Origin of the sequence: Planosporangium flavigriseum, from assembly GCF_011947225.1 — a bacterium.
In the GTDB taxonomy this organism is placed as follows: domain Bacteria; phylum Actinomycetota; class Actinomycetes; order Mycobacteriales; family Micromonosporaceae; genus Planosporangium; species Planosporangium flavigriseum.
In genome coordinates, this window is the sequence record NZ_JAATVW010000004.1 from 20,752 (window position 1) to 45,449 (window position 24,698).

The 24,698-nt window shown below is 69.9% G+C and carries 23 protein-coding genes; 9 read left to right on the top strand and 14 right to left on the bottom strand.

Features of this window, described 5'->3' with window-relative positions:
• Window positions 1-164 precede the first annotated feature (164 nt).
• Window positions 165-2,507, top strand: coding sequence for a DEAD/DEAH box helicase (locus HC028_RS07165; protein WP_373313908.1), 2,343 nt, complete (start codon window positions 165-167; stop codon window positions 2,505-2,507).
• Between the two features lie 13 nt (window positions 2,508-2,520).
• Here the strand turns inward: HC028_RS07165 and HC028_RS07170 are convergent, their stop codons facing one another.
• The 8 genes from HC028_RS07170 to HC028_RS28405 all read right to left on the bottom strand — a co-directional run bounded on the left by HC028_RS07170 (window position 2,521) and on the right by HC028_RS28405 (window position 8,801).
• Window positions 2,521-2,883 (bottom strand): Rv3654c family TadE-like protein, encoded by a 363-nt coding sequence (locus tag HC028_RS07170; protein WP_168074309.1) that lies wholly within the window; start codon window positions 2,881-2,883, stop codon window positions 2,521-2,523.
• On the bottom strand, window positions 2,880-3,326 hold the full coding sequence (locus tag HC028_RS07175) for a TadE family type IV pilus minor pilin (protein ID WP_168074311.1): 447 nt from the start codon (window positions 3,324-3,326) through the stop codon (window positions 2,880-2,882). The genes HC028_RS07170 and HC028_RS07175 overlap by 4 nt, the downstream gene beginning before the upstream one ends.
• Complete coding sequence (locus HC028_RS07180) at window positions 3,323-3,496, bottom strand: DUF4244 domain-containing protein (RefSeq protein WP_168074313.1); 174 nt, start codon at window positions 3,494-3,496, stop codon at window positions 3,323-3,325. The genes HC028_RS07175 and HC028_RS07180 overlap by 4 nt, the downstream gene beginning before the upstream one ends.
• Window positions 3,497-3,508: 12 nt before the next feature.
• Entirely contained in the window at window positions 3,509-4,174 is a 666-nt protein-coding gene (locus HC028_RS28400; protein WP_239075448.1) for a type II secretion system F family protein, read from the bottom strand.
• Window positions 4,171-4,890, bottom strand: coding sequence for a type II secretion system F family protein (locus HC028_RS26980; RefSeq protein WP_203981318.1), 720 nt, complete (start codon window positions 4,888-4,890; stop codon window positions 4,171-4,173). The genes HC028_RS28400 and HC028_RS26980 overlap by 4 nt, the downstream gene beginning before the upstream one ends.
• Window positions 4,887-5,999 carry a TadA family conjugal transfer-associated ATPase gene (locus tag HC028_RS07190; RefSeq protein WP_373313910.1) on the bottom strand — a complete coding sequence of 371 codons (1,113 nt, stop codon included), beginning with the start codon at window positions 5,997-5,999 and terminating at the stop codon, window positions 4,887-4,889. Before HC028_RS07190 ends, HC028_RS26980 begins: the two co-directional genes overlap by 4 nt.
• Window positions 5,945-7,039 carry a septum site-determining protein Ssd gene (gene ssd / locus HC028_RS07195; RefSeq protein ID WP_168074325.1) on the bottom strand — a complete coding sequence of 365 codons (1,095 nt, stop codon included), beginning with the start codon at window positions 7,037-7,039 and terminating at the stop codon, window positions 5,945-5,947. The genes HC028_RS07190 and ssd overlap by 55 nt, the downstream gene beginning before the upstream one ends.
• Window positions 7,040-7,265: 226 nt before the next feature.
• A complete protein-coding gene (locus HC028_RS28405) occupies window positions 7,266-8,801 on the bottom strand; it encodes a glycosyltransferase family 2 protein (protein WP_203981314.1) in 1,536 nt (511 codons plus the stop codon).
• Between the two features lie 400 nt (window positions 8,802-9,201).
• Between HC028_RS28405 and HC028_RS07205 the strand changes: the two genes are divergently transcribed.
• The gene (locus tag HC028_RS07205; protein WP_168074327.1) at window positions 9,202-10,410 is read left to right on the top strand and encodes a glycosyl hydrolase; all 1,209 of its coding nucleotides are present in this window, start codon (window positions 9,202-9,204) and stop codon (window positions 10,408-10,410) included.
• Between the two features lie 407 nt (window positions 10,411-10,817).
• Here HC028_RS07205 and HC028_RS07210 read toward each other — a convergent pair whose 3' ends face one another.
• Entirely contained in the window at window positions 10,818-11,156 is a 339-nt protein-coding gene (locus HC028_RS07210) for a hypothetical protein (protein WP_168074329.1), read from the bottom strand.
• A gap of 821 nt (window positions 11,157-11,977) precedes the next feature.
• Between HC028_RS07210 and HC028_RS07220 the strand changes: the two genes are divergently transcribed.
• The 4 genes from HC028_RS07220 to HC028_RS07235 all read left to right on the top strand — a co-directional run bounded on the left by HC028_RS07220 (window position 11,978) and on the right by HC028_RS07235 (window position 16,177).
• Window positions 11,978-12,529, top strand: coding sequence for a cupredoxin domain-containing protein (locus HC028_RS07220; protein ID WP_203981315.1), 552 nt, complete (start codon window positions 11,978-11,980; stop codon window positions 12,527-12,529).
• A 176-nt stretch (window positions 12,530-12,705) separates the two neighbouring features.
• Window positions 12,706-13,629, top strand: a complete 924-nt coding sequence (locus HC028_RS07225; RefSeq protein WP_168074333.1) for an SLAC1 family transporter — start codon at window positions 12,706-12,708, stop codon at window positions 13,627-13,629.
• Window positions 13,630-14,336: 707 nt separating this feature from the next.
• Complete coding sequence (locus tag HC028_RS07230; protein WP_168074335.1) at window positions 14,337-15,137, top strand: HAD family hydrolase; 801 nt, start codon at window positions 14,337-14,339, stop codon at window positions 15,135-15,137.
• 464 nt (window positions 15,138-15,601) lie between these two features.
• On the top strand, window positions 15,602-16,177 hold the full coding sequence (locus HC028_RS07235; RefSeq protein ID WP_168074336.1) for a hypothetical protein: 576 nt from the start codon (window positions 15,602-15,604) through the stop codon (window positions 16,175-16,177).
• On the opposite strand, the gene HC028_RS07240 is transcribed toward HC028_RS07235, so the two are convergent.
• On the bottom strand, window positions 16,146-16,898 hold the full coding sequence (locus HC028_RS07240; protein WP_168074337.1) for a Fic family protein: 753 nt from the start codon (window positions 16,896-16,898) through the stop codon (window positions 16,146-16,148). The two genes, HC028_RS07235 and HC028_RS07240, sit on opposite strands and share 32 nt — an antisense overlap.
• A 281-nt stretch (window positions 16,899-17,179) precedes the next feature.
• On the opposite strand from HC028_RS07240, the gene acs reads away from it, so the two are divergent.
• Both acs and HC028_RS07250 read left to right on the top strand, forming a co-directional pair.
• Window positions 17,180-19,147: an acetate--CoA ligase gene (gene acs / locus HC028_RS07245; RefSeq protein ID WP_168074338.1), complete on the top strand. Its 1,968-nt coding sequence runs from the start codon at window positions 17,180-17,182 to the stop codon at window positions 19,145-19,147.
• A 137-nt stretch (window positions 19,148-19,284) separates the two neighbouring features.
• Window positions 19,285-20,205: an alpha/beta fold hydrolase gene (locus HC028_RS07250; protein WP_168074339.1), complete on the top strand. Its 921-nt coding sequence runs from the start codon at window positions 19,285-19,287 to the stop codon at window positions 20,203-20,205.
• Here HC028_RS07250 and HC028_RS07255 read toward each other — a convergent pair whose 3' ends face one another.
• Entirely contained in the window at window positions 20,206-20,571 is a 366-nt protein-coding gene (locus HC028_RS07255; RefSeq protein WP_168074340.1) for a hypothetical protein, read from the bottom strand. It lies immediately after the preceding gene.
• The gene (locus tag HC028_RS07260) at window positions 20,568-22,406 is read right to left on the bottom strand and encodes an SseB family protein (protein WP_168074341.1); all 1,839 of its coding nucleotides are present in this window, start codon (window positions 22,404-22,406) and stop codon (window positions 20,568-20,570) included. Before HC028_RS07260 ends, HC028_RS07255 begins: the two co-directional genes overlap by 4 nt.
• A gap of 276 nt (window positions 22,407-22,682) precedes the next feature.
• Between HC028_RS07260 and mycP the strand changes: the two genes are divergently transcribed.
• Window positions 22,683-23,918, top strand: coding sequence for a type VII secretion-associated serine protease mycosin (mycP, locus tag HC028_RS07265; protein ID WP_168074342.1), 1,236 nt, complete (start codon window positions 22,683-22,685; stop codon window positions 23,916-23,918).
• A gap of 57 nt (window positions 23,919-23,975) precedes the next feature.
• Here mycP and HC028_RS07270 read toward each other — a convergent pair whose 3' ends face one another.
• Window positions 23,976-24,266 (bottom strand): WXG100 family type VII secretion target, encoded by a 291-nt coding sequence (locus HC028_RS07270; RefSeq protein WP_168074343.1) that lies wholly within the window; start codon window positions 24,264-24,266, stop codon window positions 23,976-23,978.
• A 21-nt stretch (window positions 24,267-24,287) separates the two neighbouring features.
• On the bottom strand, window positions 24,288-24,614 hold the full coding sequence (locus HC028_RS07275; protein ID WP_275408245.1) for a WXG100 family type VII secretion target: 327 nt from the start codon (window positions 24,612-24,614) through the stop codon (window positions 24,288-24,290).
• Window positions 24,615-24,698: the final 84 nt, after the last annotated feature.

Sequence of the window (24,698 nt, forward strand, 5' to 3'; positions counted from 1 at the left end):
GCGGACCTCCTCAACCGTGGTGCCGCCGGTGCAGCACCGCAAAGTCCCTGCGGGCATCTAACCATCGCGTCGTCGAGTGGGCGACGCGTCCCTGGTCATTCGCTCCTTCGACCACATCCATTCGGCTTACGCCACATGGACGCCGAGGCCCGAACGGTGTCAAAGTGCAGGGCGTGACGAGCGTATTGCCCGAGCCTGCCCAGCTGTTGAATCAGTTGATACGAGGACGCCAGGCGACGCCGCTTACGCACGTCGAACGCGTACCGGCCCGGCGTGGCGAGCGGACCGGCTGGTCGGGCTGGGTGCCGGAGGACCTGCGTCGCGCGTACGACAGTCGGGGAGTCGACTCACCCTGGCACCACCAGGCACGAGCCGCCGATCTCCTGCACTCCGGCCAGCATGTGGTGGTCGCCACCGGCACCGCCTCCGGCAAGTCGCTGGCGTACCAGCTGCCGACGCTCGCCCGCCTGCTCGACGACCCACGCGCCACCGTGCTCTATCTCTCCCCGACCAAGGCGCTCGCGGCCGACCAGCTGCGTACCCTGACCTCCCTGAATCTCCCGGGCATCCGCCCGGCCAGTTACGACGGTGACACCCCGCGTGAGGAGCGCGAGTGGATCCGACAGCACGCCCGGTTCGTACTAACAAATCCCGACATGCTCCACCACGGCATTCTGCCTGGCCACGCCAGGTGGACGACCTTCCTCCGCCGCCTGGCGTACGTGGTGATCGACGAATGCCACGCCTACCGGGGTGTCTTCGGCTCCCACGTCGCACACGTGCTGCGCCGGCTGCGGCGGATCGCCGCCCGGTACGGCAGTGAACCGGTCTTCGCGTTCGCGTCGGCGACCGTCGGTGACCCGGGCGGCACGGCCGAGCGCCTCGCCGGGGTACCCGTGACCGCCGTGACCGAGGACGGCTCCCCGCGCGGCGGAGTGACCTTCGCGCTGTGGGAACCGCCGATGCTCGACCCCGTCACCGGACTCGGCGTGTCCCCCGACGACGTCGAGGATGCCGCTCCGGTCCGCAAGTCGGCGCTGCGGGAGACCGCCGACCTGCTCGCCGACACCGTCGCCCACGGGGTGCGGACCCTGGCGTTCGTACGGTCGCGGCGGGGCGCCGAGGTCGTCGCCGCGATGGCCCGGCGCTCGCTGGACGAGGTGACCCCTGGCCTCGGCGAGCAGGTTGCCGCGTACCGCGCAGGTTACCTGCGTGAGGAGCGCCGGGTACTGGAGCGGGCCCTGCTCGACGGCTCGCTGCTCGGCCTCGCCGCCACGAACGCGCTCGAACTCGGCGTCGACCTGTCCGGCCTCGACGCGGTGATCCTCGCCGGGTACCCGGGAACGCTCGCCTCGCTCTGGCAGCAGGCGGGCCGGGCGGGCCGCTCGGGCCGCGAGTCGCTGTGCGTCCTCGTGGCCCGCGACGACCCACTCGACACGTACCTCGTCCACCACCCGGAGGCGCTGTTCTCCCGGCCGGTCGAGGCGACGGTGCTCGACCCCGCCAACCCGTACGTGCTGGGCCCGCAGTTGGCCTGTGCGGCCTCCGAGCTGCCATTGACGCCCAAGGACCTGGGGTTGTTCGGCGGGCCGGTCGCCGAGTCGGCGGTCTCGGCCCTCGTCGAGGCGGGCGTGCTCCGCAAGCGCCCCACCGGCTGGTACTGGACCCAGCGTGGTCGGCCCGAGGTCGACCTGCGCGGCTCCGGCGGCGCGCAGGTCGCCGTGGTCGAGGCGAAGACCGGCCGGCTGCTCGGCACCGTCGACGGCGGTTCGGCGCATCACCAGGTCCACCCGGGCGCCGTCTACCTGCACCAGGGCGTCTCGTACGTCGTCGACGACCTCGACCTCGACGACGCCGTCGCGCTCGTACACGCCGAAGAGCCCGACTTCACCACCCACGCACGCGAGGTGACCGACCTGTCGGTGCTGTCGGTGCGCTCGTACGTCGACGCCGGCCCGGTCGGCCTGTTCCTCGGCGAGGTGGAGGTGACCAGCCAGGTCGTCGCGTACCAGCGGCGGCGGCTGAGCACCGGCGAGGTGATGGACACCCGCCCGCTCGACCTGCCGGAGCGCTGCCTCCGCACGGTCGCCGTCTGGTACACAGTCTCGCCCGGCGCGCTCGCGGACGCCGGAGTCGCCGCCCCCGATGTACCGGGTGCGCTGCACGCCGCCGAACACGCGGCGATCGGCCTGTTACCGCTGGTCGCGACGTGCGACCGGTGGGACATCGGCGGCCTGTCGACCGCGGCCCACCCGGATACCGACGCGCCCACGGTCTTCGTCTACGACGGCCATCCGGGTGGCGCGGGCTTCGCGGAGCGGGCCTTCGGGGTCGCGGCGGAGTGGCTGGGCGCGACGAGAAAGGCGATCGCTTCGTGCGGGTGCGAGTCGGGGTGCCCCTCGTGCGTGCAGTCGCCCAAGTGCGGAAACGGGAACAATCCGCTGGGCAAGGACGACGCGGTGAAGGTGCTCGACCTGGTACTGGAGGAGTTGGCCGGGCGCGCCTGACCCTCGCAGCGACTCAGGACCGGACCGGTCCGGCACGGGCCCACGCCCGTGCCGGACCTCCCACCTGGCCGAGGCTCACGGGGTCGGCCGCCACCCCGATCACCATGTCGAGCCCGTCCAGCCGGCACTCCACGAGCCGGGCGCCGTTGGCGGCGACGATCTGGCCGGCCCGCTCGCAGGCCACGGACACCCCCTCCCCCGCGCGTACCGCACCCGCGAGCGCCCCCAGGTCGGCGGCGGCCTGCGCCCGGTGCCTGGCTACCAGTACCGATCCTGCGGCGGCGACGGCGCCCGCGAAGGTCAGCACCGCGAGCCCCACGCCGAGCAGCCACAGCGATGCCGAGCCCCGGTCGTCGAACCAGGGTGTCCCGCTCACGGCACCTGGTCCGGCTCGCGGGCGGCCACCGCGTACGCCTCGACGGTCAGCCCTGGCAGCCGGCTACCGAATGGACGCACGACCATACGGACGGCCGCCCGAACAAGATCACCGTCTTGACCGACCGAGATGACAGCTCCGGCGGGAGCGGCACGCTCGCCAGCGGCGATTCCCGGCTCGCCCCTCGCCTCGGCTCGCGCGGCCTCCCGGGCGGCGTCGACACAGCGCAGCTTGGTCGCGACGGCGCTCACCGAGGTCAGACCCGCGAGCAGCAACAGCAGGAGCGCCGGGAGGGCGACCGCCAACTCGGCCGTCACCGACCCTCGGTCACCACGCCGGTTCAACACCAGCCACGTCCGATCACCGGGTCCGTTCAGCACCACCCACGCTCGTCTGCCCTGTTGATTGATCGCCACCCACTCCCGGGCGCTTCGGCTACTCATTTCAGCGCTCGCTGGATGATCGCGGCGAGCGCCGCCCGCACGGTGTCCGACGTGAGGACCTTGAGCAGCAGGCCAGCGAAGGCGACCGCGGCGAGGGTGCCGACCGCGTACTCGGCGGTGTTCATGCCGGCGTCGCCGCGCAGCCGCTGCAGGAGCTTGCGGACCTTCATTTTGATCTCCCGTCATCTCGATCGGAGGACGTCGCCGAGCACGGCGACGACGACCGGCACCACGCCGGTCAGCAGAAAGGCAGGCAGGAAGCAGAGGCCGAGTGGCAGCACGACGAGTACGCCCAGTCGCTGGGCCGCCGCCTCGGCCTGCGCCCTTCGGGCCGCTCGCAGGTCCCCGGCGAGCCGACCGAGCGCGCCGGTCATCGCGGCGCCGCTGGCGGCAGTGCGTACGGCCGCGCGCCGCACCCGCTCGCCGCCCGGGATCGCGGCCAGCGGCGCCCACGCCTCCTCCGGCCGGGCACCGAGGCGCAGCGCCGTGCCGACGAGTTCGAGTCGCCGGCCCAGCGGACCGCCGAGCGCTTCGCCAACGACCTCGGCAGCGCGGGCCGGCGGCGCACCGGCACGAAGCGCGGCGGCCAGCAGGTCGACCGCGATCGGGAGGTCAACGGCGACCTGGCGGTCATCCCGTCCGGCGGTCGACCACTGACGGGCGGCCCACCAGCAGCCGGTGCCCACGGCCACGCCGGCTGCCAGGCCGGTCCATCCACCGAGCAGTCCGGCTGTGGCGACGCCCGCGAGGACCGCGGCGGCACCGATGCGCGGGTCCGGCCGGGAACGCTCCGCTGTGAAGCGCCGACGCCCCCGGTTACCAGGGACGCGGCGCCGGCCCGCCGTCACGACGCCCTGTCCACGGCCGTGCGGCACAGCCGGCCGGTCCAGCTCAGGCCGCAGTACTGAAGTAGCAGCGCACCGAGCGCGCAGGCCGCACCCGACGGCGTGTGCAACAGCGCGTGACCCGGTTGCGCGCCCATCGCGTACCCGAGCCCGACGCCGGCAACGGGCAGCAGCGCGAGCAGGGCGGTGCTGGCCCGGGCACCGGTCGTCTGTGCCGCGATGGCCTCCCGGGCACGTTCGATGCTGCGTAGGTCGGACTCGACGCGATCGAGCAGGTCGGCCAGCGGCGCCCCCAGTCGCTCGCTCACTGCACAGGCGGCGGTCAGCCGGTCCAGCGATAGCCGGACCGCTGGGTCCGGACGATCCGTGGCGAGTGCGGTGCGGGCCGCCTCGACCGCGGCCGACGGCGCGACCCCCGCCCGCAGGTCGGCCGCGAGTCCCCCGATGACGTCCAGGGCCGCGCTGCGATCGGCGGTGGCAACCCGCTCTCGGACGGCCCGACGGACCGCGCGGAGCGCGAGAAGCGCATACCCGAGGGCGAGTACGGCAGCTACCACGCCCCCAAGGACACCGGCCACGCCGGCAGCGAGAACGGCGGCGGCAAGCATCGCGGCGGTGGCGCGCGGCCCGGCAGTGAAGCCGACCGTCCACGCCGACCGGGGCGTCCGCGAGGCGGTGAGTCGCGCCAGGCGTCGCCGCACCGACCTTGCCCGGATCATGACGCCTCCGCCCATAGGACCGGTGGAGGCTCGACGCCACGGCGTACCAACAGGTCGGCGAGGGCGCGGGCGACCGGTCCGGCGCCGCGATCGCGGCGCCAGGCGGGCACGGCCTGTACGAGTCGTGACTCCGTCGACGGCAGCAGCAGGCAGACCTCGTCCAGCACCCGGCCGGTCGCGACTGCGCGTACCTGTAACACCACCTGAAGGGCTGCGGCGATCTGGGCGTGCAGCGCCTCCCTGGGCACCCCGCTGAGCAGGCCGAGCGCCTCCAGCCGGGCCGGCACGTCTGCGGAACTGTTGGCGTGAAGAGTGCCCGCCCCGCCCTCGTGGCCGGTGTTCAGCGCACCCAGCAGATCAATGACCTCGGCGCCGCGGCACTCGCCGACGACCAGCCGGTCCGGCCGCATCCGAAGCGCCTGCCGCACCAGGTCGCGCAGGGTCACCTCACCCGCACCCTCGACGTTGGACTGCCGCGCTTCCAGGGCGACCGCGTGCGGATGCGCCGGTCGTAATTCGGCGGCGTCCTCCACGATGACGATGCGCTCATGCGGCGGTACGAGTGACAGGAGAGTCGCCAGGAGGGTGGTCTTGCCAGCTCCGGTCCCACCCACGACGAGGTAGGCCAGCCGGGCGGCCACGATCGCGGCGAGCAGCGCCGCCACGTCGGCGGTGAGGCTGCCGGCGGCGACGAGTTCGGGCAGGGTGAACGCGCGCCGGCGCAGGGTACGCAGCGACAGGTACGGCCCGTCCCGAGCGATCGGTGGCAGAACGGCGTGCATGCGGGTGCCGTCTGGCAGGCGGGCGTCGACGAATGGGCGGCCCTCGTCGAGGCGGCGCCCGGCTGCTGCCGCCAGCCGCTGCGCGAGCCGGTGCACATCGGCCGGCGCTCCGAGCCAGACGCCTGCCCGCTGCAGCCCACGGCCCCGGTCGATCCACACCTCACTGCCGTTGACCAGTACGTCGGTCACGTCAGCCTGGGCGAGCAGGGCCATCAGCCCGCCCGCGCCGCCAGGACCGTAAGCCGCTCCGGCCGGCTCGTCGGTATCAACCGTCATGCCGCCGGCTCCCGCGTACGCAGGTCGAGGTCGTCCAGGATCCGTTGGCACAGCAGGGCCAGCGGTCCCCTGCCGGTTCCGGCCGGCGGCTCTCCGCGCTCCAGCGCCCGGGCCAGTTCGGGCTCGGGCCGGAGCGTGCCGGCGAGCGGAAGATCCAGCGCCCGGGCGATCTCCCGCGCCTTTAGGCGGCCCGGGGCCGGTCCCCGCACGACGATCCGGAGCGCGCTGGTGTGCGCGGTGGCGACAGCGGCAACCCTGGCGGCGGCTGCGCAGGCACGCAGTTCAGCAGGGACCAGGAGAAGGGTCTGGTCGGCAGAGCCCAGTGCGAGGATGGCGGCGTCGTCGAGGCGCCGCGGCAGGTCGACGACCACGAGGTCCCGGCTGGCCCGGCCGGCGGCGAGCGCGGCCTCCATCGCGTCATGGGGAACGGTCAGCAGATCGCCCCGGTCCCAGGACAGCACGGCGAGCTCACCGCGGCTGGGCAGGGCGTCCACGAGCGCCGGCGGCGAAACGCCCGTGGAGCCGTGTGAAAGCGCGGGCCATCGCAGCCCATCAAGCGATTCCCAGCCGAGGACCAGGTCCGCCCCGCCACCCATCGGGTCGGCGTCCACCAGCAGCGCCCGAAGCCCGGCGCGGGCTGCCGTCACTGCCAGACCAGCCGCCAGGACGCTGGCTCCTGAGCCTCCCCGCCCGCCGAGCACCGCGACGACCGTGGCCGGCCTGGGCGCTCCGGCTGCGTCGACCAGGCGGTCCACCAGCCACGGCTCGGCTGCCGGCAGGACGGCGATGTGTTCGGCGCCGAGCGCCTCGGCCACCTCCCAGGGCGGCTCCTCGACGGGCCCCATGACCACGAGCACGGTCCCGGGCCGTCGGGGAAGCCGGGCTCGTACGCACCCCGGCGCCGCCCCGAGGCCGACAAGGACGAGGGGTGCGGCGCCGAAGCGCGCACGCGCGGCGACCGCGTCGGGCGCCACCTCCAGCTCGACCCGGGCGTCGGCGGCGAGTCGCAGCGCCTCGTCGAGCAGGTACGGGTCGTCGGTGACCAGGAGCGGACGGAGCGGAGCAGAGACGGTGGCGCTTCGAGAAGCCACGGGCGGCCTCCACGGATCGAGGGGCGGGACGGACCGGCCCACCCTGCGCGCACCGGTCGATCCCGCGCCGCCCGTACTCGATGATCTGTGGACAGCGAGGGTGCTTGTGGATAGGTCAAGGCGACGGCAGTTGATCTGATATGGCGACAAGGCCGTCTTGTCTGGGCCCCTCCGCCCCACACCGTCTCGGGTTATGGACGGAACTTCTGTCAGCTCACTTAGATGATCATGACGGCTTCGCGATGACCATGAACTTGTTCTCCGCGCGCTGCGCGAACTTCAGGAATCCGCGCAGCCCGGGGAGGCCCTCCAACATCCCGAAGATCGGGATCAGCAGGATCACGGCCAGCGGCTCCCACCACTTGCGCCGACCGCCACCGGATACTCCGGCATTGACCCGCAGGCCCTCCCAGTACATCCAGATCGTGTAGGCCATGTTCAGCGCCCAGACTGGAATGACTAAGAGCATCTCCGGAGATGTGTTGGAAGCGAGGAGAATGCTCAGGAACAGAACTACTCCGACATTCGTGATCGGGCCGACAACCCACGACATCACCGAATATCCGAGTAGCAGCCGGTTTCGCAGTTGCAGCGACCGGTTGAATACCAGGCCCGCCAGGCCCCAGGACCAGCGCTCGCGCTGCCGGAAGAAATCGTGGAGGGTGGCAGGCGACGCGCCGTAGCACCGCCCGCCGAACCAGGCGCTCCGGCCCTCGTAGCGAGCACTGAAGATCATTGCGAACTGGGCGTCCTCGACAATGCTCCGAGGGCCGAAATCCCAGCCTATTGTCGCCTCGATCGAGGCCCGCACCAGCAGTAACTCACCGTGCACGCCGGCGCGCGGCGTGCCACTGCCGGTCCAGGTCGAGAAGCGCCCGACGTCCTCGGCGGGCCGGACCGAGTCCGCGAGCCAGGTGAGCGTGTTCACTGCGTACTCGCGCGGATACGTCAGGATGCCCTGAGCCAGGTGCTTGGCATCGTGGCCAGCCTGAACCTGCTCCTCGATAAACCGGGCCATGGCCAGGGCGGTATCCGGGCCCACACCAGTGTCGTCATCCATGTGCAGCACCCACACGTCGTCGCAGTCCTCATGCTCGCGGATCCGCAGCTCGTGCGAGTAGTGGGTGGCACGCGCCTTAAATTTCGTTCCGTTGGCTGTGCGATACCGCCTCGGTACGGTGACAAGCCTTATCAGCTCACTTCCGGCGGCCAGCCTGGCGATCCGCTCTGTTGCCTCACAGCCCTCGTCGATGACGATGTCGATCCTGAGCCGGGGAAAGCACCTGGGGAGATAGGCGATGTAGGACAGGACCGAGCGCTCGAGCGCGGGGTAGATGTCGTGCCGGCCGATGGTAGGAACGACAACGATCAGGAAACGCTCGCTTCTCGTCAGCCCGCGGCCAGACCACCGAGCCTCTGACTCGCGCAGTGCCTTGCGAGTCCGCCGGATGCCGAGGATACCGGTGAGCGTGGTGAAGATGGGCCACGTCCACAGCACCGTCAGCGGCCAGCCAAGCGCGCCGGCAGATGGGGCGTTGGCCCAGAGGTCACCCACCACAATGAGCAGGTAGGAGAGGACCAACGGCCAGTACGCTGGCCTCCAGCGGGCGAGCCTGCGGTGCAGTTCTCGCGCCTGCTGCGGGCCGAACAAGGTCAACGCGCCCCGGAACTGCCCCGTGCTCAGCGCTTCCCGGCCCGCAAGCCAGGCGCCCCAATCAAGCCAGGCGTCCCAATCCGGAGGCGCAGCCTTCTGTCCTCCCACTTTCGCTTCTCCCCTGCGCGCTCGTAGTCGCCGGGCAATGAGCAACTACCCGTAGACAGCTCGGCCAACCCGGGGACGGAGCCGCCGAGCACCTCACCCGCTATGACGCCGAGGAGAGCGTGCCTGCTGGAGGCGCACAACGCCGCTATGGCCGAAAAACTCTCCGGTAGCGCAGGACACCCTCCAGGGCCAGCGGTGGGGTCGAGGTACGCCGAACCCCGGACTGATCACTGATCAGTGATCACTAAGAGTTCGGGGGTAAAACCCTCGAAACCCTTCGTATCGTCAGGAATTATCACTCTTCGTAGTCGGTTCGTAACTGGGAGCGCTACCATAGGCCGCCCCTTACCGACCTCCGGGAGAGCACGTGATCCTCAATCGACGCCGATGGTCGGCCCGTATGCGCGCAGCGATTACGGCCGCCACCGCGCTCACCGCAGCTGGACTCCTCGCCATCGCACCCCGTGCGATCGGCGCGTACCCGACCGCGGACACGATCTGCGACCGGTTCGGATCCGCCCACCAGGGCAGCGACGTTGTCATGAACGACCGCTGGAATCCGACCGCGACCGGACAGCAGTGCGTCGGCGCCACCAGCACCCCGCCCACGCCGGGTGGCCAGGTCAGCAAGTCCGACGTGCTCAACTGGATGTCCAAGCTTCAGCACCGCAGCGACAACCGGGTCGTCTCCGGCTTCTTCGGCGGCTACAGCGGCAGCACGTTCAACCTGGACCAGACCAACCAGCTCAAGAACCAGAGCGGTCCGTACCCTGGCCTGCTGGCCTGCGACTACGCCAACTGGGTCAACAGCGCCAACACCCAGGTCGACAGCTCGTGCAACGACACGCTGAAGGACTGGTGGCACAACGGTGGCCTGGTCAGCGTCGGCATCCACATGCCGAGCCCGACCGGCGGGAACTTCGGCACGAAGCTGGGCAACTTCGGCGACCTCACCAACAGCGGCACCGCCGTCGGCCGCGCCTACCAGGACTCGCTCACCAAGATCGGCGACGGCCTGAGCGATCTCAAGAACGCCGGCGTGGTGGTGCTGTGGCGACCGTTCCACGAGATGAACGGCGACTGGTTCTGGTGGGGCAACCAGGACGCCGACACGTACAAGAACGTGTGGAACTACACGTACAACTACCTGGTCAACACCCGCGGGCTCGACAACCTGATCTGGGTGTACGCGCCGGACTGCAGCCGCAACGGCAACCTCACCGACTACTACCCGGGTGGTGACAAGGTCGACGTCGTCGGACTGGACTGCTACACCGACAACCCGTCCGGCGGCGACGGCAACGTCGTCAAGAATCTCGACGCGCAGTACAACCAAATGCTCGGCCTGGGCAAGCCGTTCGCCTTCACCGAGGCCGGCCCTCGCGACCAGACGGGCGGGTCGTTCGACTGGAAGAAGTGGATCGACGCCATCCAACAGCGGTACCCCAAGACCACGTACTTCCTGGCGTGGAACGACAAATGGAGCCCGCCGCAGAATCAGAACTCGACCGGTCTGATGAACCATCCGTGGGTCATCAACCGAGGCGAGATCGACCTCAGGGGTGGCGCCACGCCTCCGACTCCGCCACCGGGCAGCGGTGGCCACTGAGCCAGCTATCGCGTGGTCAACCCGTGGTCTGCCGGCTGGCTGCCGCCGGATCAGCGCCGGGGCCGGCTTGTCGCTGACTGCTGGCTCCCCCGAAGATCGGGATGACGGGGAGGAGCCAGGGACAGCCGGTGCGGTACCTGCACGAACATGACGCGATAGTGCCGTCGGGAAAAGGGACGACCCCCGCCGGGGGAGGCGGTAGAACGTCGTCAGCCGTTGGCGGCCGTGATCGTTCGGCCCTCATTCGCGCACCTCACGAGGGGTCCGACGTCATCGGTTGCCAACGGCTGTCAGCGTTGCCGCTGACTTTTTTGCTGACGACCAACAACTCCTGGCCCTGACTGCGGCCACTATCCGCGTGACCTACGGCGAGGCTTGGCGTGGTCGGGGCAGGCGTGCACGCCGAGCTAACCAGCGCGCTGGCATTCCGAATCGTCGACCTTGCGTCGTAGGCTCGCCTCGGTCCACGTGAGTCTCCGACCGCTATCGGAGAAGCGCGCGAACAGCGATACGCATTGGCCCACGTGCGGCAGGTCCATGAGACCCGATGGGACGGACCCGCAGGTTTCGACTTGAGAGCTCTCGTTTGGGCCGACGCACACCTCGGTGGCGGAAACCTTCGTGACGTGTGCGGTGTAACGCGGACCTTCGCCGTCACCTAGGGTGCACCCGCAAATCAGCAGCCCGTAGCCGAGGAAGCCGGCGAACACCGGCCACGGCGGACGCCGCTTCGTCTGCTGGGTCATCGGCGCATCGTACGAGCGCAACCTGCCGTGCGTTGTCCGGTCAATGGTCAGTTGTCACGGTGCGGCCGGCCGGCGCGTGCGCGGCGGGCCGGAGGTCCAGAGCGCGCCGCCTTGATTCATCACAGGCGAATTCGGCAATACATGGGGCTAGTGCGCTGTCCTCCGTCGACTGATGCGCGACAGTCGTCTGCCAACTGATCTGCGACATCCGAACGCGGATCGCGGCTACTTGTTGACTGGTGTTACGACCGCAGCCCGGCCAGGCTTGGTCGAGGTGACCGGCGGGATCGCTCGCATCGCGGCTGCCCACCGCAAGTTGGTGTGGCTCTCTTCTGGCATGCGTACCGCCGGTCACCGTGGCGCGGAGAGGCTCCAGAGGGGTTTGCCCAGCTCGAAGTAGCGCTGCCCTCCTCGCCGGCATCGGCTCGGTGGGATCGAGGAGGACAGCGTGGGACGAGTCATCATCGGCATGGATCCGCACATTGCGATCGTTGACGCTAGGGAGTTCGCAGAAGACCGGCGGTAAGTCAATCGATCGCCGCTGGGTCCACCGTTCCGCCCGCAATCAGCCAGTCGACTGTTACATGATCCAGATGGTCAATAGCTCGGCCGTCACGACGAGCACCACCTCCCAGCCGGCGCGGCGATACACCTCGACGTTGGCCGGGTTGCTGGTTCCAGGATCGCCGGCAGGCCGTCCGCGGCGGCGCGGCGTAATCCGGTCTCCTTACGGCTCGGGCGTTCCTCGGCATGGCCTGCGGATAGAGAGGGCCACGAGGGGTCCGCACCCGCGGAGCCACCGGGGAACTGGGGACACGACCATGACGCACCTGAGATCCGTGCTGACCCTGCTAGGGACGGTGTTGCTGACCATGGTGGCCGGGTGCGGCGCGGCGCCCGACAAGGCCACGCCCCCTCCGGCGGCTGGCCCGCCGCCAGCAGTGACGGCCCCACTGATGGCGGGGATGAGCGTGCCGGCAGCGTCCGGCCACCACGGTCAGCAAGTGCCGGCGGCGACCGCCTCGGTTGTCATCAAGAACTTCGCATTCTCGCCGGCAGCGGTCACCGTGGCGGTTGGTACCACGGTGACGTGGTCCAACCGCGACCAGGCTGCGCACACCGTCACCGCCTCGGGTGGCGCGTTCAAGTCGCCCACCTTGGACCCCGGCGACACCTTCCGGTTCACGTTCACGAAGGCCGGCCGCTACGCCTACCTGTGCACCATCCACCCGTTCATGACGGGGACGGTTGTAGTGACGCCAGGAATGGTGACGCACGGGACCCCGAAGAGCATGAGCCGCCAGTCCGGTAAAACGCCAGCTCGCCACTCGTGCGTCGAGTTCTGGCACGGTACAGGCCTGCGTGGCGGATAACGTACGGGACTACGGGGTAGCAGGCCAGTTGGTCACTTCGCGGACAGGGGCATGATTTCGCCCGGCCCACGGCCGGTCGGCGAGTCCGCGGAAGGCATGTTGATCACCAGCCTTCGCTGTGGGGGATGCGGATGACCACGCAGATGGCTCGGCCTCAGGTTGGGATCACTCCGAACATGTTCGCGATCCCGTACGGGCTGGCTGGCCTGGCTACTTGCTGGGGATACGCCGCCCTCCTGAAGCTGGCGCCCGCGATTGTGGCCGGCGTCCTGTTCATCGTCACCGCAGCGGTATGGCTGGTGCTCGTGGTCGGGTACCTCTCGCAGGTGCCGCGCCGGCGCGGCGGCTGGCGCGCCGAACTGGCCGATCCGGCGTTGGGACCGTTCGTGTCGCTGATCCCGATCGTCGGCATGCTCCTGGCGATCGGCCTGATGCCGCACGCCCTCGCCGCCGGTAGATGGCTGTTTGGGGTCTTCGCCGTCGCCACCACCGTCCTGGCCGGGTGGATGACCGGCCAGTGGCTCGTCGAAGACCTCGACCTGGACCGGCTGCACTCCGGCTACGTCCTGCCCGCGGTCGCCGGAGGCCTCATCGCCTCCATCGGCGCCGCCCTCGCCGGCTGGACCGGAATCGCCCACGCGTTCATGGGCCTGGGCGTCGTGTCGTGGCTGCTCATCGGCTCCGTCATCATGGCCCGGCTGATGTTCCGCCCTCGGCTGCCCGCGCCGCTGACGCCCACCTTGGCGATCGAGGTCGCGCCGCCCGCCCTGGCTGGCCTCGCCTACCTGGCCATCACCCACGGCAGGGTCGACCTGGTCGCCCTGGCTCTCGGCGGCTTCACCGCGCTCGCCGTGATCGTCCAGATCCGGCTTGTCCCCGTGTACCGCAGGCTGTCCTTCGGCCCTGCGTTCTGGTCGTTCGCGTTCCCATACGCCGCGGTGGCCACCTTCGCGCTGCACTGGGTCAACTATGGCAGGCCGGTCGGGTACAAGGTCTGGGCCTGGATCGTCCTCCTCGCGATCACCGCGTTCATCGCCGCCCTGGTCGCGGAGACCACAGCGGCCCTCGCCCGGCGCGAATTCCTGCCACAACTCCAGTAACCGCCAACCGTCACAGCTGTCGCGTCCGACCGCGTCGACAGGCGGTGACGTATCAGTGCGGACTCGGGCCAAGGCCGCAGCGCACGTGCCGTACCGGCACCGATGCGGCCCCGCCCGCTTCCATGACCTACATCACACCTACGCGACCTGGCTCGTCAGCGACGGCCTACCGGTCAACGTTCGTCCAGCGCGTGATGGGGCACCAGCTAGCCTCGACGACGCTCAACCGGTACACGCACGCCCCGGCCGACTACGACGACCGGGTTCGGGACGCCCTGGACGCGTCCGCTGACTTTTCGCTGACTTCCGGGCCGCTGAAAGATCCGGGCGACGGGGAAGATCCGGGGACAGCCGGTGCGCTTCCTGCACGAACATGACCTGGGAGGACTCGCCACAGAAGGGACGACCCCCGCCGGGGGGAGGCGGGGGTCGTCGTGGGTCCGACTCCGGGGGGTTGAGCCGAACCCTCTCGGCAATCACGGGGGGTTGTGAAGGCCGAGGGTCTGGGGCGCAGGTTCCGATACGGACATACCGACCAGGACGCGAAACCTTGTCGCAAATATAAGCATGCCTGAGGTGCCCGCCACACGTCGAGTAGTGCCGGCTTCGACTATCTGCAACTACTGGATCGATGTACTCAGATACTGACGGTCAATGCTTGCACATTCGATCGCAGACAGTGAACGCGGACGGCTAGACTGCCGCCCGTGGGTCGCAGCGCCGCATTTTTCGACCTCGATAAGACGGTCATCGCGAAGTCCAGCGCGCTCGCGTTCGGACGGCCGTTCTACCGTGATGGCCTCATCGGGCGTCGAGACATGATCAAAGCCGCGTACGCCCAGCTCATCTTCCGTATCGGCGGCGCGGACGACCAGCAGATGGCCCGCATCCGCGACGCCGTCGCACAGCTGTGCAAAGGCTGGCGGGCCGAGCAGGTCCGGCAGATCGTCAATGAGACGCTGCACGAGCTGATCGACCCCTACGTGTACGCGGAAGCCACCGCCCTCATCAGCGAGCACCGGGCAGCGGGACGTGACGTCGTACTCGTCTCGTCGTCCGGTGACGAGATGGTGCGCCCGATCGGTGAGCTGCTCGGCATCACCGACGTGATCGCGACCCGTATGGTGGTCGACGACGGCCGCTACACCGGCGAGGTCGACTTCTATGCCGCCGGCCCCAACAAGGCGATCGCCGTACGCGAACTGGCGGCCGAACGCGGCTACGACCTGGCGGACTCGTACGCGTACTCGGACTCGATCAGCGACACGCCGCTACTGGAGACCGTCGGCCACCCGACAGCAGTGAATCCGGACCGGGCGCTGCGCCGGCTGGCCACCGAGCGGGGCTGGCCCGTCCTGGCGTTCCGCCACCCCATCCCGTTGATGCGCCGCCTGCGGCAGCGTCCGGCGGTTCCGGCGGCCGCAGCGGCGGTCGGGCTGGGCCTGGGTGTCGCTCTCGGTCTCATCCTGTACGGCCGCCATCGGCGAGCCCGCACCGCGGCGGCGTAACGATCTCAGACCCGACATTCACCCTCGCGGGCGCTTCACCTGATTTGCAAAGTAACGATTTCCTTACGCCACGAAAATCGGATATGGGTAGCTTACTGGCGTCAGGGCTCTGACCAGCGTAGAAAGTGACGTACGAGCCGGGGCACGGGCTCACGCACAGCCACCGAACACCGACGTACGACCAGCCGGCAGACGCGTTCGCGGCGGCACGTGATCAGCCGACCCCCGAGTCGTAAAGAAGGCCTGGACGTGGAGCGGCGCTTCACGGAGGCGCCATCGACCTGTCGCTCACCGCGAGAGACACGTCAGACGGTTTTGCACAGCTCTCTACCGCTGCGGCCGACAAGACAAATACCCGGACAAACTGGCCGCACTGCGCCGGAATCAGCTCAACCGGGGGACAGAAACTGTCGGTCCCCCGACCTAACGTGACACTGTTGCATGCTTCTCGGCGAGGAGACGGAGTGGCCCCACTGCTGACCTTGATCACCTATGTGGTGGCTGCTGCACTGGCTATCGGATACGTGTGCGAGGCAGGTCTGCCGTCCTGGCGCCGCGCTAGCGCCTGCATCCTCGGCATGATCCTCGCCGTCGGCGCGGGTCAGCTTCTGACCTCGTCAAACCCGCTGGCGGCCTACGCCACCGGCATCCCGTCCCTGCTGGCGCTGGGCATCATCATGATCGCGCCGGAGCGCACCGCCAAGCCGTCCGCCACACCGCGGCGGCGAGCCGGCGACAGGCCGCGACCGGAGAGCCCGACCGCGCAGCCGCAGCTCGACCGCCGGGCGCCCCACCGCCGCGCGCCCAGGCCGGTCCTCACCGACTCCAGGGGCACGCGCCTGACCGGGCCGGCGTCCGAGGTCACCTACGCCGCCCAGACCACGCAGGTCACGCACGCGCCGACGGCCACCCGGAGGCCCGGGAGTGCCGGTCTGGGCCCCCATCCGGCCACCGACGGCCATCTCGCGGAGCGACGCCACCAGAGCCGCCGCGGAACGCCCCGCTCGCTCAGCCGGATATCTCGGTGCAGATATCGGTGAGCTCGGCCGCCCCGACCTCCACCGCCGCCGCGTAGTGGCGAAACCAGGAGCGCAGACCATCGGGGGTACCGGTGGCGAAGGCTCCGGCAGCCCCCACGTACTCGGGCTCGCGCGCGCGATGCCCACTGTCGACGGGGAGTAGACCCCGGGGGTCGAGCCCGGCAGACATCAGGGTGAGCCGCCCCGCGGCGCGCGCCACGACTCCGTTCGGCCCCGCGAAAGCCCGCAGCGCGAGCAGTTCCCCATGGACGACCGCGGCCTGCAGGAGCGCCGGGGCGCTGCCGGGCTGTCCGTCCCCGAGGCCGGCGACCAGCTCGGCAAGGGCATCCAACCGCGCCGCCACCGCCGGGTCGGCCACCGGCCGCCCCAACTCCGCCTCGTCGACGACCCCGCGCGCGGCGAGTACGTGCAGGCGCGCCAGCGCCTGGCGCGGTGATCGCTGCCAGGTCGCGGTCAGCCCGTCGAGCGCCACGCTGACCCGTAGCGCACCCTGCACGATCGGGTCGGTCACCACACCGGCGCGTACCTGCTCCAGCTCGTACGCATGGCCTTCGAGGGCCGCGCTGGCAACCGCCGACCGCAGGCCCGCCTCAGCGGCGACCTCGCCACCCGATCGGCGCAGTGCGCGGTGGCGCATGGCCGCGTCGGCGGCCTGGCGGGCGTGGTCGAGCGCGGCTGACACGTCGGCGAGTTCGAGCAGCGGGGCAAGGGGGTTGGTCACGCTGGCGATGATTCCATCCCCGTGCTGGGCGCTCTCATCCCGTACCGGAAACCGATCTTTGCTCGGGGCTGTTCGAAACTGGCACCGAACGGCAACATATGAGCAACAGCATGCCGGTCGGCGCGCAGTTGCGCTCATTCGAAGATGCGTGGCCCGGCCCCTCGCCCCGACCGCCATGCCCCCACTAGCCTGCAAGGCGAAAGACCCGAGCCCAGGGGGCACCGCGCAATGAGCGAGCACAGCGAGCTTGTCGCGGCCTGCGAGCACAGCAAGGAGACGCGATGAGCGAGACTTTCGCAAATCTGCTCAACGAGACCCGACAGTTCCCGCCGCCAGCCGAGCTGGCCGCGAACGCCAACGTCCAGGAAGCCGCGTACGCGCAGGCCAAGGCCGACCGGCTCGCCTTCTGGGAGACCCAGGCGCAGCGGCTGGTCTGGGCCAAGGAGTGGGACCAGGTGCTCGACTGGACCAACCCGCCGTTCGCGAAGTGGTTCGTCGGCGGCCAGCTCAACGTGGCGTACAACTGCCTTGACCGCCACATCGAGGAGGGCCGGGGCAGCAAGGCCGCGATCCACTGGGTCGGCGAGCCGGGCGACACCCGCTGCCTGACGTACGCCGACCTGCACCGGCTGACCTGCCAGGCCGCCAACACGCTCACCGAGCTGGGCGTGCGGGCCGGCGACCGGGTGGCGATCTACCTGCCGATGATCCCCGAGGCTGCCGTCGCCATGCTCGCCTGCGCCCGGATCGGCGCGACCCACAGCGTCGTCTTCGGCGGCTTCTCCGTCGACGCGCTCGCCAGCCGGATCTCCGACGCCGACGCCAAGGTCGTCATCACCGCCGACGGCGGATACCGGCGCGGCAACCCCAGTGCGCTCAAGCCCACCGTCGACGAGGCGGTCGACCGCTGCCCGGGCGTCGAGCACGTGCTGGTCGTGCGCCGTACGGGGCAGGACGTGGCCTGGCACGACGGCCGTGACCTGTGGTGGCACGAGACGGTCGAGCAGGCCAGCACGGAGCACGCGGCACAGCCGTTCGACGCCGAACACCCCCTGTTCATCCTGTACACCTCCGGAACGACCGGGAAACCGAAGGGCATCCTGCACACCTCCGGCGGGTACCTCACGCAGACGAGCTGGACGTACCACGCGGTCTTCGACCACAAGCCCGACACCGACGTGTACTGGTGCACCGCCGACATCGGCTGGGTCACCGGGCACAGCTACATCGTGTACGGACCGCTGTCCAACGGCGCCACCCAGGTGATGTACGAGGGCACGCCGGACACCCCGCACCGGGGCCGGTTCTGGGAGATCGTGCAGCAGTACGGCGTCACGATCCTGTACACCGCACCGACGCTGATCCGCACGATGATGAAGTGGGGCGACGACATCCCCGCGAAGTACGACCTGTCGTCGCTGCGCATCCTGGGCTCGGTCGGTGAACCGATCAACCCGGAGGCCTGGGTGTGGTACCGGCAGAACATCGGCCGCGACCAGGCCCCGATCGTGGACACCTGGTGGCAGACCGAGACCGGCTCGATCATGATCAGCCCGCTCCCCGGCGTGACCGCGACCAAGCCCGGCTCGGCCATGACCCCGCTGCCCGGCATCGCGGCGGACGTCGTCGACGACCAGGGCAACTCGGTACCGAACGGCGGCGGCGGTTACCTGGTGCTGCGTGAGCCGTGGCCCAGCATGCTGCGCACGATCTGGGGCGATGACCAGCGCTTCATCGACACGTACTGGTCGCGCTTCGAGAACATGTACTTCGCCGGTGACGGCGCCAAGCGCGACGCCGACGGCCACCTCTGGCTGCTCGGCCGGGTCGACGATGTCATGCTGGTCTCCGGGCACAACATCTCCACCACCGAAGTGGAGAGCGCCCTGGTCAGCCACCCCAAGGTGGCCGAAGCGGCGGTGGTCGGCGCGACCGACCCGACGACCGGGCAGGCGATCGTGGCGTTCGCGATCCTGCGCGGCAGCGTGCCCGAGGACGAGGCCGGCGGCGAGGCGCTGCTCAAGGAGTTGCGCGACCACGTGGCGAAGACCCTCGGCCCGATCGCGAAGCCGCGCCAGATCATGGTCGTACCCGAACTGCCGAAGACCCGCTCCGGAAAGATCATGCGGCGGCTGCTGCGCGACGCGGCGGAGAACCGGTCGCTGGGTGACGTGACGAGCCTGCAGGACTCGGCCGTGATGGACCTGATCGCCGGCGGAATGCAGTCGAGCAAGTCCGACGAGGACTGATCCACCGCTCGCCGATCTAGGAGAAATGAATACAAACCGGGCAAAGTAATCACCGTTTCTCCTAGATCGGCGGGGCGATCGGGCAGAGTGTCCATGCCGTGGATGCGAAGTAGCAGCTTTTCCGTACGCTGAGGTTCATGACTGCCTTGGTCGACGAGTCCTGCGTGCTGCTCGATGGCCCGTGGAGACACCGCTTCGTCAGCGCCAACGGCACCCGTTTCCACGTCGTGGAGGCGGGCAGCGGCCCGCTCGTGCTCTTCCTGCACGGATTCCCCGAGTTCTGGTGGGGCTGGCACCAGCAGCTACGCCTGGTCGCCGAGGCCGGCTTCCGCGCCGTCGCGATCGACCTGCGCGGGTACGGCGCGAGCGACAAGCCACCCCGCGGCTACGACGGCTACACCATGGCTGGCGACGTGGCCGGACTGATCCGTGCTCTCGGTGAGCGCAGCGCCATCCTCGTCGGCGCGGGGTACGGCGGCACGATCGCGTGGACGACAGCCGCTTTCCACCCCACGCTCGTACGCCGTCTCGTGGTCATGAGCGCGGCGCACCCGCTGCGGTTGCGCGCCGCGCTCGCGAGCGACCCGCGCGGACAGCTCGCGGCCTCGCTTCCCATGCTGCGCTTCCAGGCGCCGCGCTTCGAGCACGTGCTCACCCGCGACAACGCGGCCCTGGTCGGTGAGTACCTGCGGCGCTGGGCCGGGCCCGAGTGGCAGCGCAGCGAAGACTTCGACGACTACGAGCGCCGGTGCCGGACCGCCATGCGGATCCCGCAGGCGGCGTTCTGCGCGATGGAGACGTACCGGTGGGCGGCGCGCTCCGTGCTGCGGCCGCACGGGTACCGGTTCGTCAAGCTGCTCCAGCAGCCCATCGTGAGCCCGACCCTGCACCTGCACGGTGCCCTGGACTCCGCGGTGCTGCCGCGCACCGCCCAGGGCTCAGGACGGTACGTGATCGCCCGCTACGAGTGGCAGTTGCTCGACGGCGTCGGGCACTTCCCGCACCTGGAAGTCCCCCACCTCGTGGCCGGCGAGATCCTGCGCTGGGCGAAGGAGTAGCTACACGCGGTACTCACGTAGCTCGGTCACCTCGTCCCGCGGCACCCAGCCCTGGTAGACGCCGAAATCGAACTCCTCCAGGCTCAACCGCGCGGCGACCGGCGCGAGCCCACCCGTGTACTCGACGCGCAGCCAGGACTCGTGCTCGGCCAGCACGATGAACGGCTCGTCGCGCCACATGCAGGTCGTACGGATGTACACCAGCTCCTCAACCTCGTCGGCGGGCACGAACCGCCGGAACCGACCGGGTCGCACCTCCTCGAAGCCGTCTTCCGGGCTGGCCCGGTAGATGCGTATCTGCTCGCCGTCTGGGCTCGCCTCGTGCTCGCAGCCCTGCCAGCGTGCGGCGTATCCGTCGCGGATCATTGCTCACCCACCCGCCGCCACTCCGGTCCGTCCGCGTCGAACGTGGCGATCAGCTTCTCGTCACCGTCGCGGCCGACCCGCCACAGCTCCGCGCCGTGCGGCAGCCGTACGCTGTCGACCTTGAACTCAGCGATCACGTCCCGGCTCTCGCTCGGTGCGAAGCCGTTACCGCGGAACGGGGGACGATCGATCACCCACCCCTGCATCGCGTGCATCGCCGCTTCGTTCTGACCGCCGTACGGGATTCGGTAGAGGTTGCCCCGGTGGGCCGCCCAGCGCACTACGAACACCTCGGCGTCGTCGGGGCCGAACGGCGAATCCGCGTAACCCAGGCCGAGCGCCTCATACAACGCGTGGGGCGTACGCAGGTGCGCGACCTCACTTGCGCGGTGCACGAAGCCGGAGACCCGGTCGTAGCCGCGTTCCAGGTAGTAGGGCACCTGGCTGGCAGCGATCGTCTTCTGCATCACCACCGGCCCGGTCGCCGGCGGCGGAAGGCTGCTGCGCAGCGGGGCATCCGGCGTGGCGGCCGGCTCGGGAAGCTCGGGCTGCTCGCCGGTGAGGCCCTCGCCGGCGGCCCAGGTGGCGAGGGCGACGATCTGGGCGCCGGGCAGGGTCGCACCGATGGGCGTACCGGGGTTGACCGCAAAGGACAGTGATTCGCGCGGCCATGCGTTGATCAGTTGCGTGAACTTGATCCAGGTGCCCCGGGAGTCCGCACCGAGGTGGTGGGTGAGCCGTTCGGTCGAGGTGAACACCACGACATACCGCTGACTGTCGATATCTTCGGTGTGCCACTGGTCGATGTTGGCGACGGCGGCATCCTGCGCTCCCGGTACAAGCACCTTCGCCAGCAGCAGCGTCGACAGGAAACTGTCGGTGCTGCCCTCCTCCGCGGCCTCGAGCAGGCTCTCCTCGACCTGGTTGGCCGGCGTGAAGTCGCTCGTCGCTGCTACGGGGTCCGCCGGCGTCTCCTCCTGTTGCGTCACCGCCTCGGTCCGGGTCGGCACTTCGGGCTGCGTCGCCACCTCGGTCATCCCGATGGGCGCTCCATTCGGCGTACCGAAGGGGGCGCCGAAATCGCGGGCCGGCTCATAGCCGTGGGACGTTCTGTCACCTTCGGTCTGCGCGATCACGTTTTCGGTCGCGCCGATGTGCTCGGGTACGGCGTCAGCCGGAGCGCCGGCCCCCACCGCTCGGCTGTCCGGTCGCGCGGCGGCTTCCCGGCGGGGGTCGCCGAAGCCATGCCGGCTGAGCAGTTCGACGCGGCGCGACAGCGCGCGCCCCTCACGTGGGAGAAGACCGCCGCCGGCCGGCGGCAGACCGACGTTCCGTCCTGGCTGGCCGTTCGCGGCCGGCCCGCTGGGCAGCGCGGCGGGGTCGGGCGTACGCGACCGCAGCGCGGTCGCCTGTTCGATGCGCGCCTGGGCACCCATCGTACGACCGGGTAGCCGCACGTCGCCGCGGCTGATCTGCGTGACGAACCAGGGCGGGAGGTATCCCTCGATCGGCAGGCCCGGGTTGACGGCGAGCCACCAGTCCGGGTCGGGCCACGTGGCGGCCAACTCGTGGAAGGGCAGCTTGCGGAACGTGCCGGCGTGTTCGGCGAGGCAGGCGTCGAGCGCTGCGGGTGACGTGAACGCGAGCACGTGGGTGCGGGAATCGGTGGCCCAGGTGCCCCAGGCCACCGGGGCGCGATCGGAGAACGTGTCCGGATCCATCGGCAGGACGAGCTCGAGGCGGGCCAGAAGCCGGAAGTAATGCTCCTGGTCACCCGCGCGGAGGGCGGCGCGCATCGCGGCCTCGGCTTCGGTGGCCGGCTCCCAGTCGCTCACGGCCACCTCCCTTTGTCGGTTTCGGACGGTAGCGCTGCGCACCTAACCTACAAGGACTTCGACGCGAGGGCAGGTCTCACAGCGCAACGATCGATGTACGCCCACCATCGGCGCTTCGATCGAGGATCGTTATACCTGTTCGAGGCGAATAACGCGACGGTGTGTCCGGCCGGTGTTTCCGAGCAGCGCAGCGACGAGCGTCTTTGCCGATGGATGCCGGCCGAATAACATGCTCATCCGGCGGCCAGAGGTGGACGGATGCCAGCGGGGGGTCGGATGCGACGGCAAAGGCTACGAAGGAGTGTGGCGGGCGCGGCCGCGGCTGCCCTGGCCACGCTGGGCGTGGTGCCGTACGAGCCGACGCCGGCGGCTGCCGCCTGCACGGTCGCGCCGCAGCAACAGCGGATGCCGACCATCGCCGGGCAGCCGTGGGCGCAGCAGCGCTGGGGCCTCGACCGGCTAACCGCGCTCGGCGTCACCGGCAAGAACGTAGTCGTCGCGGTCATCGACTCCGGTGTGGATGCCCGACACCCCCAGCTTCGCGGCCGGGTTGCCCCCGGTTGGGACGCTTTCGAACCGTCGGGAAACGGGCAGGAGGACTGCGTCGGCCACGGAACGGCGGTGGCCAGTCTCATCGCCGCACAGCCCAGCCCGGACACGCCTTTTCGCGGCCTCGCTCCCGGGGCGACGATTCTGCCGATACGGGCGAGTGAACGCGTCAACGGCAACGACACCGGCCGGGGTACGCCGGCCGACCTCGCCCGGGCAATCAGAGCGGCCGTCGACCGGGGCGCGAAGGTGATCAACCTGTCGCTCGTGTTGACGGAAGACCGCCCGGAGGTGCGGGCGGCGGTCGCGGAGGCGATCGCCCGGGACGTCGTTGTCGTGGCGGCCGTCGGCAACGGGCACGATCCGAACAGCCCGAAGGACGCGACGACGTATCCGGCTGCCTACGACGGCGTCATCGGGGTGGGCGCGATCGACGAGAGCGACGTCCGGTTCGGACAGTCGCAGACGGGCACGTCGGTTGATCTGGTTGCACCCGGCAATCAGATTCCGGCCGCGGTGCCGGGCGGCGGTTACCAGATCTACGCGGGTACGAGCTTCGGTGCGCCCTTCGTCTCCGCCACAGCGGCGCTGGTGATCCAGAAGTACGGGCCGAAAATCTCGGCTCGCCAGGTCGCGACCCGCCTGCTGGCCACCGCGGACCCGGCGGCGGGCTCACCCGGCAGCCCGGAATACGGGCAGGGAGTGATCAACCCCTATCGTGCGGTCACCGGTGTGCTCGCCGTGGGCGCGCCGCCGAAGCGTCCCCCGCTTCCTCAGCTCGAGAGCGACCCGGCAGCCGAGGCGGCTGCCGCTGCAGCGGCGGCCCGCCGGCGGACCGTCGCACTGTCACTCGCCGGCGGAGTGGGTGTTCTCGCCCTGGTCGTGGTCGGCGTCGCCGTCGTGGTGCCGCGAGGGCGGCGGCGCGATTGGCGACCGGGCACCGGCCGCGCATCCCAACCGTAACTACGCGCAACGGCGGCCCGGTGAGCTCACCGGGCCGCCGTTATCGCGCTGAAGACGTCAGCCGGAGAACAGGCTGGTGTTGCTCTTCTCGGTCTGGATGTATTCCTGGGTGGACTCTTCGAGGGCCTTCTTGATGCCCTGGAGGATCTGCGTGAGATCCTGAGCCGCGCGCGTCCACTGCTGCTGGCGCTGCTGGTCGGCGGACTGGGCCTCACCGTTCCAGGTCGAGACCAGCGGCTTGGCGGCCGAGTCGAGGTCGCTCAGCTGGCTGTGCAGCGCGCCGATCGCGGTGTCGATGTGCCCGGCAGCCGCCTGCAGCTGACCGAAGTGCACGAGAAGCTCGCCCATGGTTTGAAGCCTCCCCTTTCCCTAGAGCGGCAGCTTGACCGTCGCGCCGCCCTGGAACGTCTTCAGGCGGTTGGCGGATTCGGAGTCCGACGAGGTGTAGAACGTCCCGGCCTTCTCGATGGCGGCCGCCGTCTCGTCGAGGGCGCGGTGCAGGAGGTCCATGTCGGTGCGCCACTGCAGTCGGGCGTTGTCGAATGCTTGAGCCCCCTGGCCCTTCCAGCCGGAGCGCAGACTGTCCAGCTCGTTCATGAGCCGCGTGAGCATGTTGGTCAGGTCGCTGTTGGTGGAGCGGAACTTGTTCGCAGTCTGGGCCATCACCCCAGCGTCTGACTGCGTCTGCTCAGCCAACCGAATTCACCCCGTTTCTCGCTTCAGCCACTAGGTCAGGCAATGAGTACCGCCGATGACGGTAGCGGTACGGCTCAATCTCCC

What these genes read in the sequence shown, in the direction of transcription:
- HC028_RS07175 (WP_168074311.1), bottom strand. Translation starts at nt 3,326, where the DNA reads ATGAGTAGCCGAAGCGCCCGGGAGTGGGTGGCGATCAATCAACAGGGC.
- HC028_RS07180 (WP_168074313.1), bottom strand. Translation starts at nt 3,496, where the DNA reads ATGAAGGTCCGCAAGCTCCTGCAGCGGCTGCGCGGCGACGCCGGCATG.
- HC028_RS26980 (WP_203981318.1), bottom strand. Translation starts at nt 4,890, where the DNA reads ATGATCCGGGCAAGGTCGGTGCGGCGACGCCTGGCGCGACTCACCGCC.
- HC028_RS07205 (WP_168074327.1), top strand. Translation starts at nt 9,202, where the DNA reads ATGCGCGCAGCGATTACGGCCGCCACCGCGCTCACCGCAGCTGGACTC.
- HC028_RS07210 (WP_168074329.1), bottom strand. Translation starts at nt 11,156, where the DNA reads ATGACCCAGCAGACGAAGCGGCGTCCGCCGTGGCCGGTGTTCGCCGGC.
- HC028_RS07220 (WP_203981315.1), top strand. Translation starts at nt 11,978, where the DNA reads ATGACGCACCTGAGATCCGTGCTGACCCTGCTAGGGACGGTGTTGCTG.
- HC028_RS07225 (WP_168074333.1), top strand. Translation starts at nt 12,706, where the DNA reads ATGTTCGCGATCCCGTACGGGCTGGCTGGCCTGGCTACTTGCTGGGGA.
- acs (WP_168074338.1), top strand. Translation starts at nt 17,180, where the DNA reads ATGAGCGAGACTTTCGCAAATCTGCTCAACGAGACCCGACAGTTCCCG.
- HC028_RS07250 (WP_168074339.1), top strand. Translation starts at nt 19,285, where the DNA reads ATGACTGCCTTGGTCGACGAGTCCTGCGTGCTGCTCGATGGCCCGTGG.
- HC028_RS07255 (WP_168074340.1), bottom strand. Translation starts at nt 20,571, where the DNA reads ATGATCCGCGACGGATACGCCGCACGCTGGCAGGGCTGCGAGCACGAG.
- mycP (WP_168074342.1), top strand. Translation starts at nt 22,683, where the DNA reads ATGCGACGGCAAAGGCTACGAAGGAGTGTGGCGGGCGCGGCCGCGGCT.
- HC028_RS07270 (WP_168074343.1), bottom strand. Translation starts at nt 24,266, where the DNA reads ATGGGCGAGCTTCTCGTGCACTTCGGTCAGCTGCAGGCGGCTGCCGGG.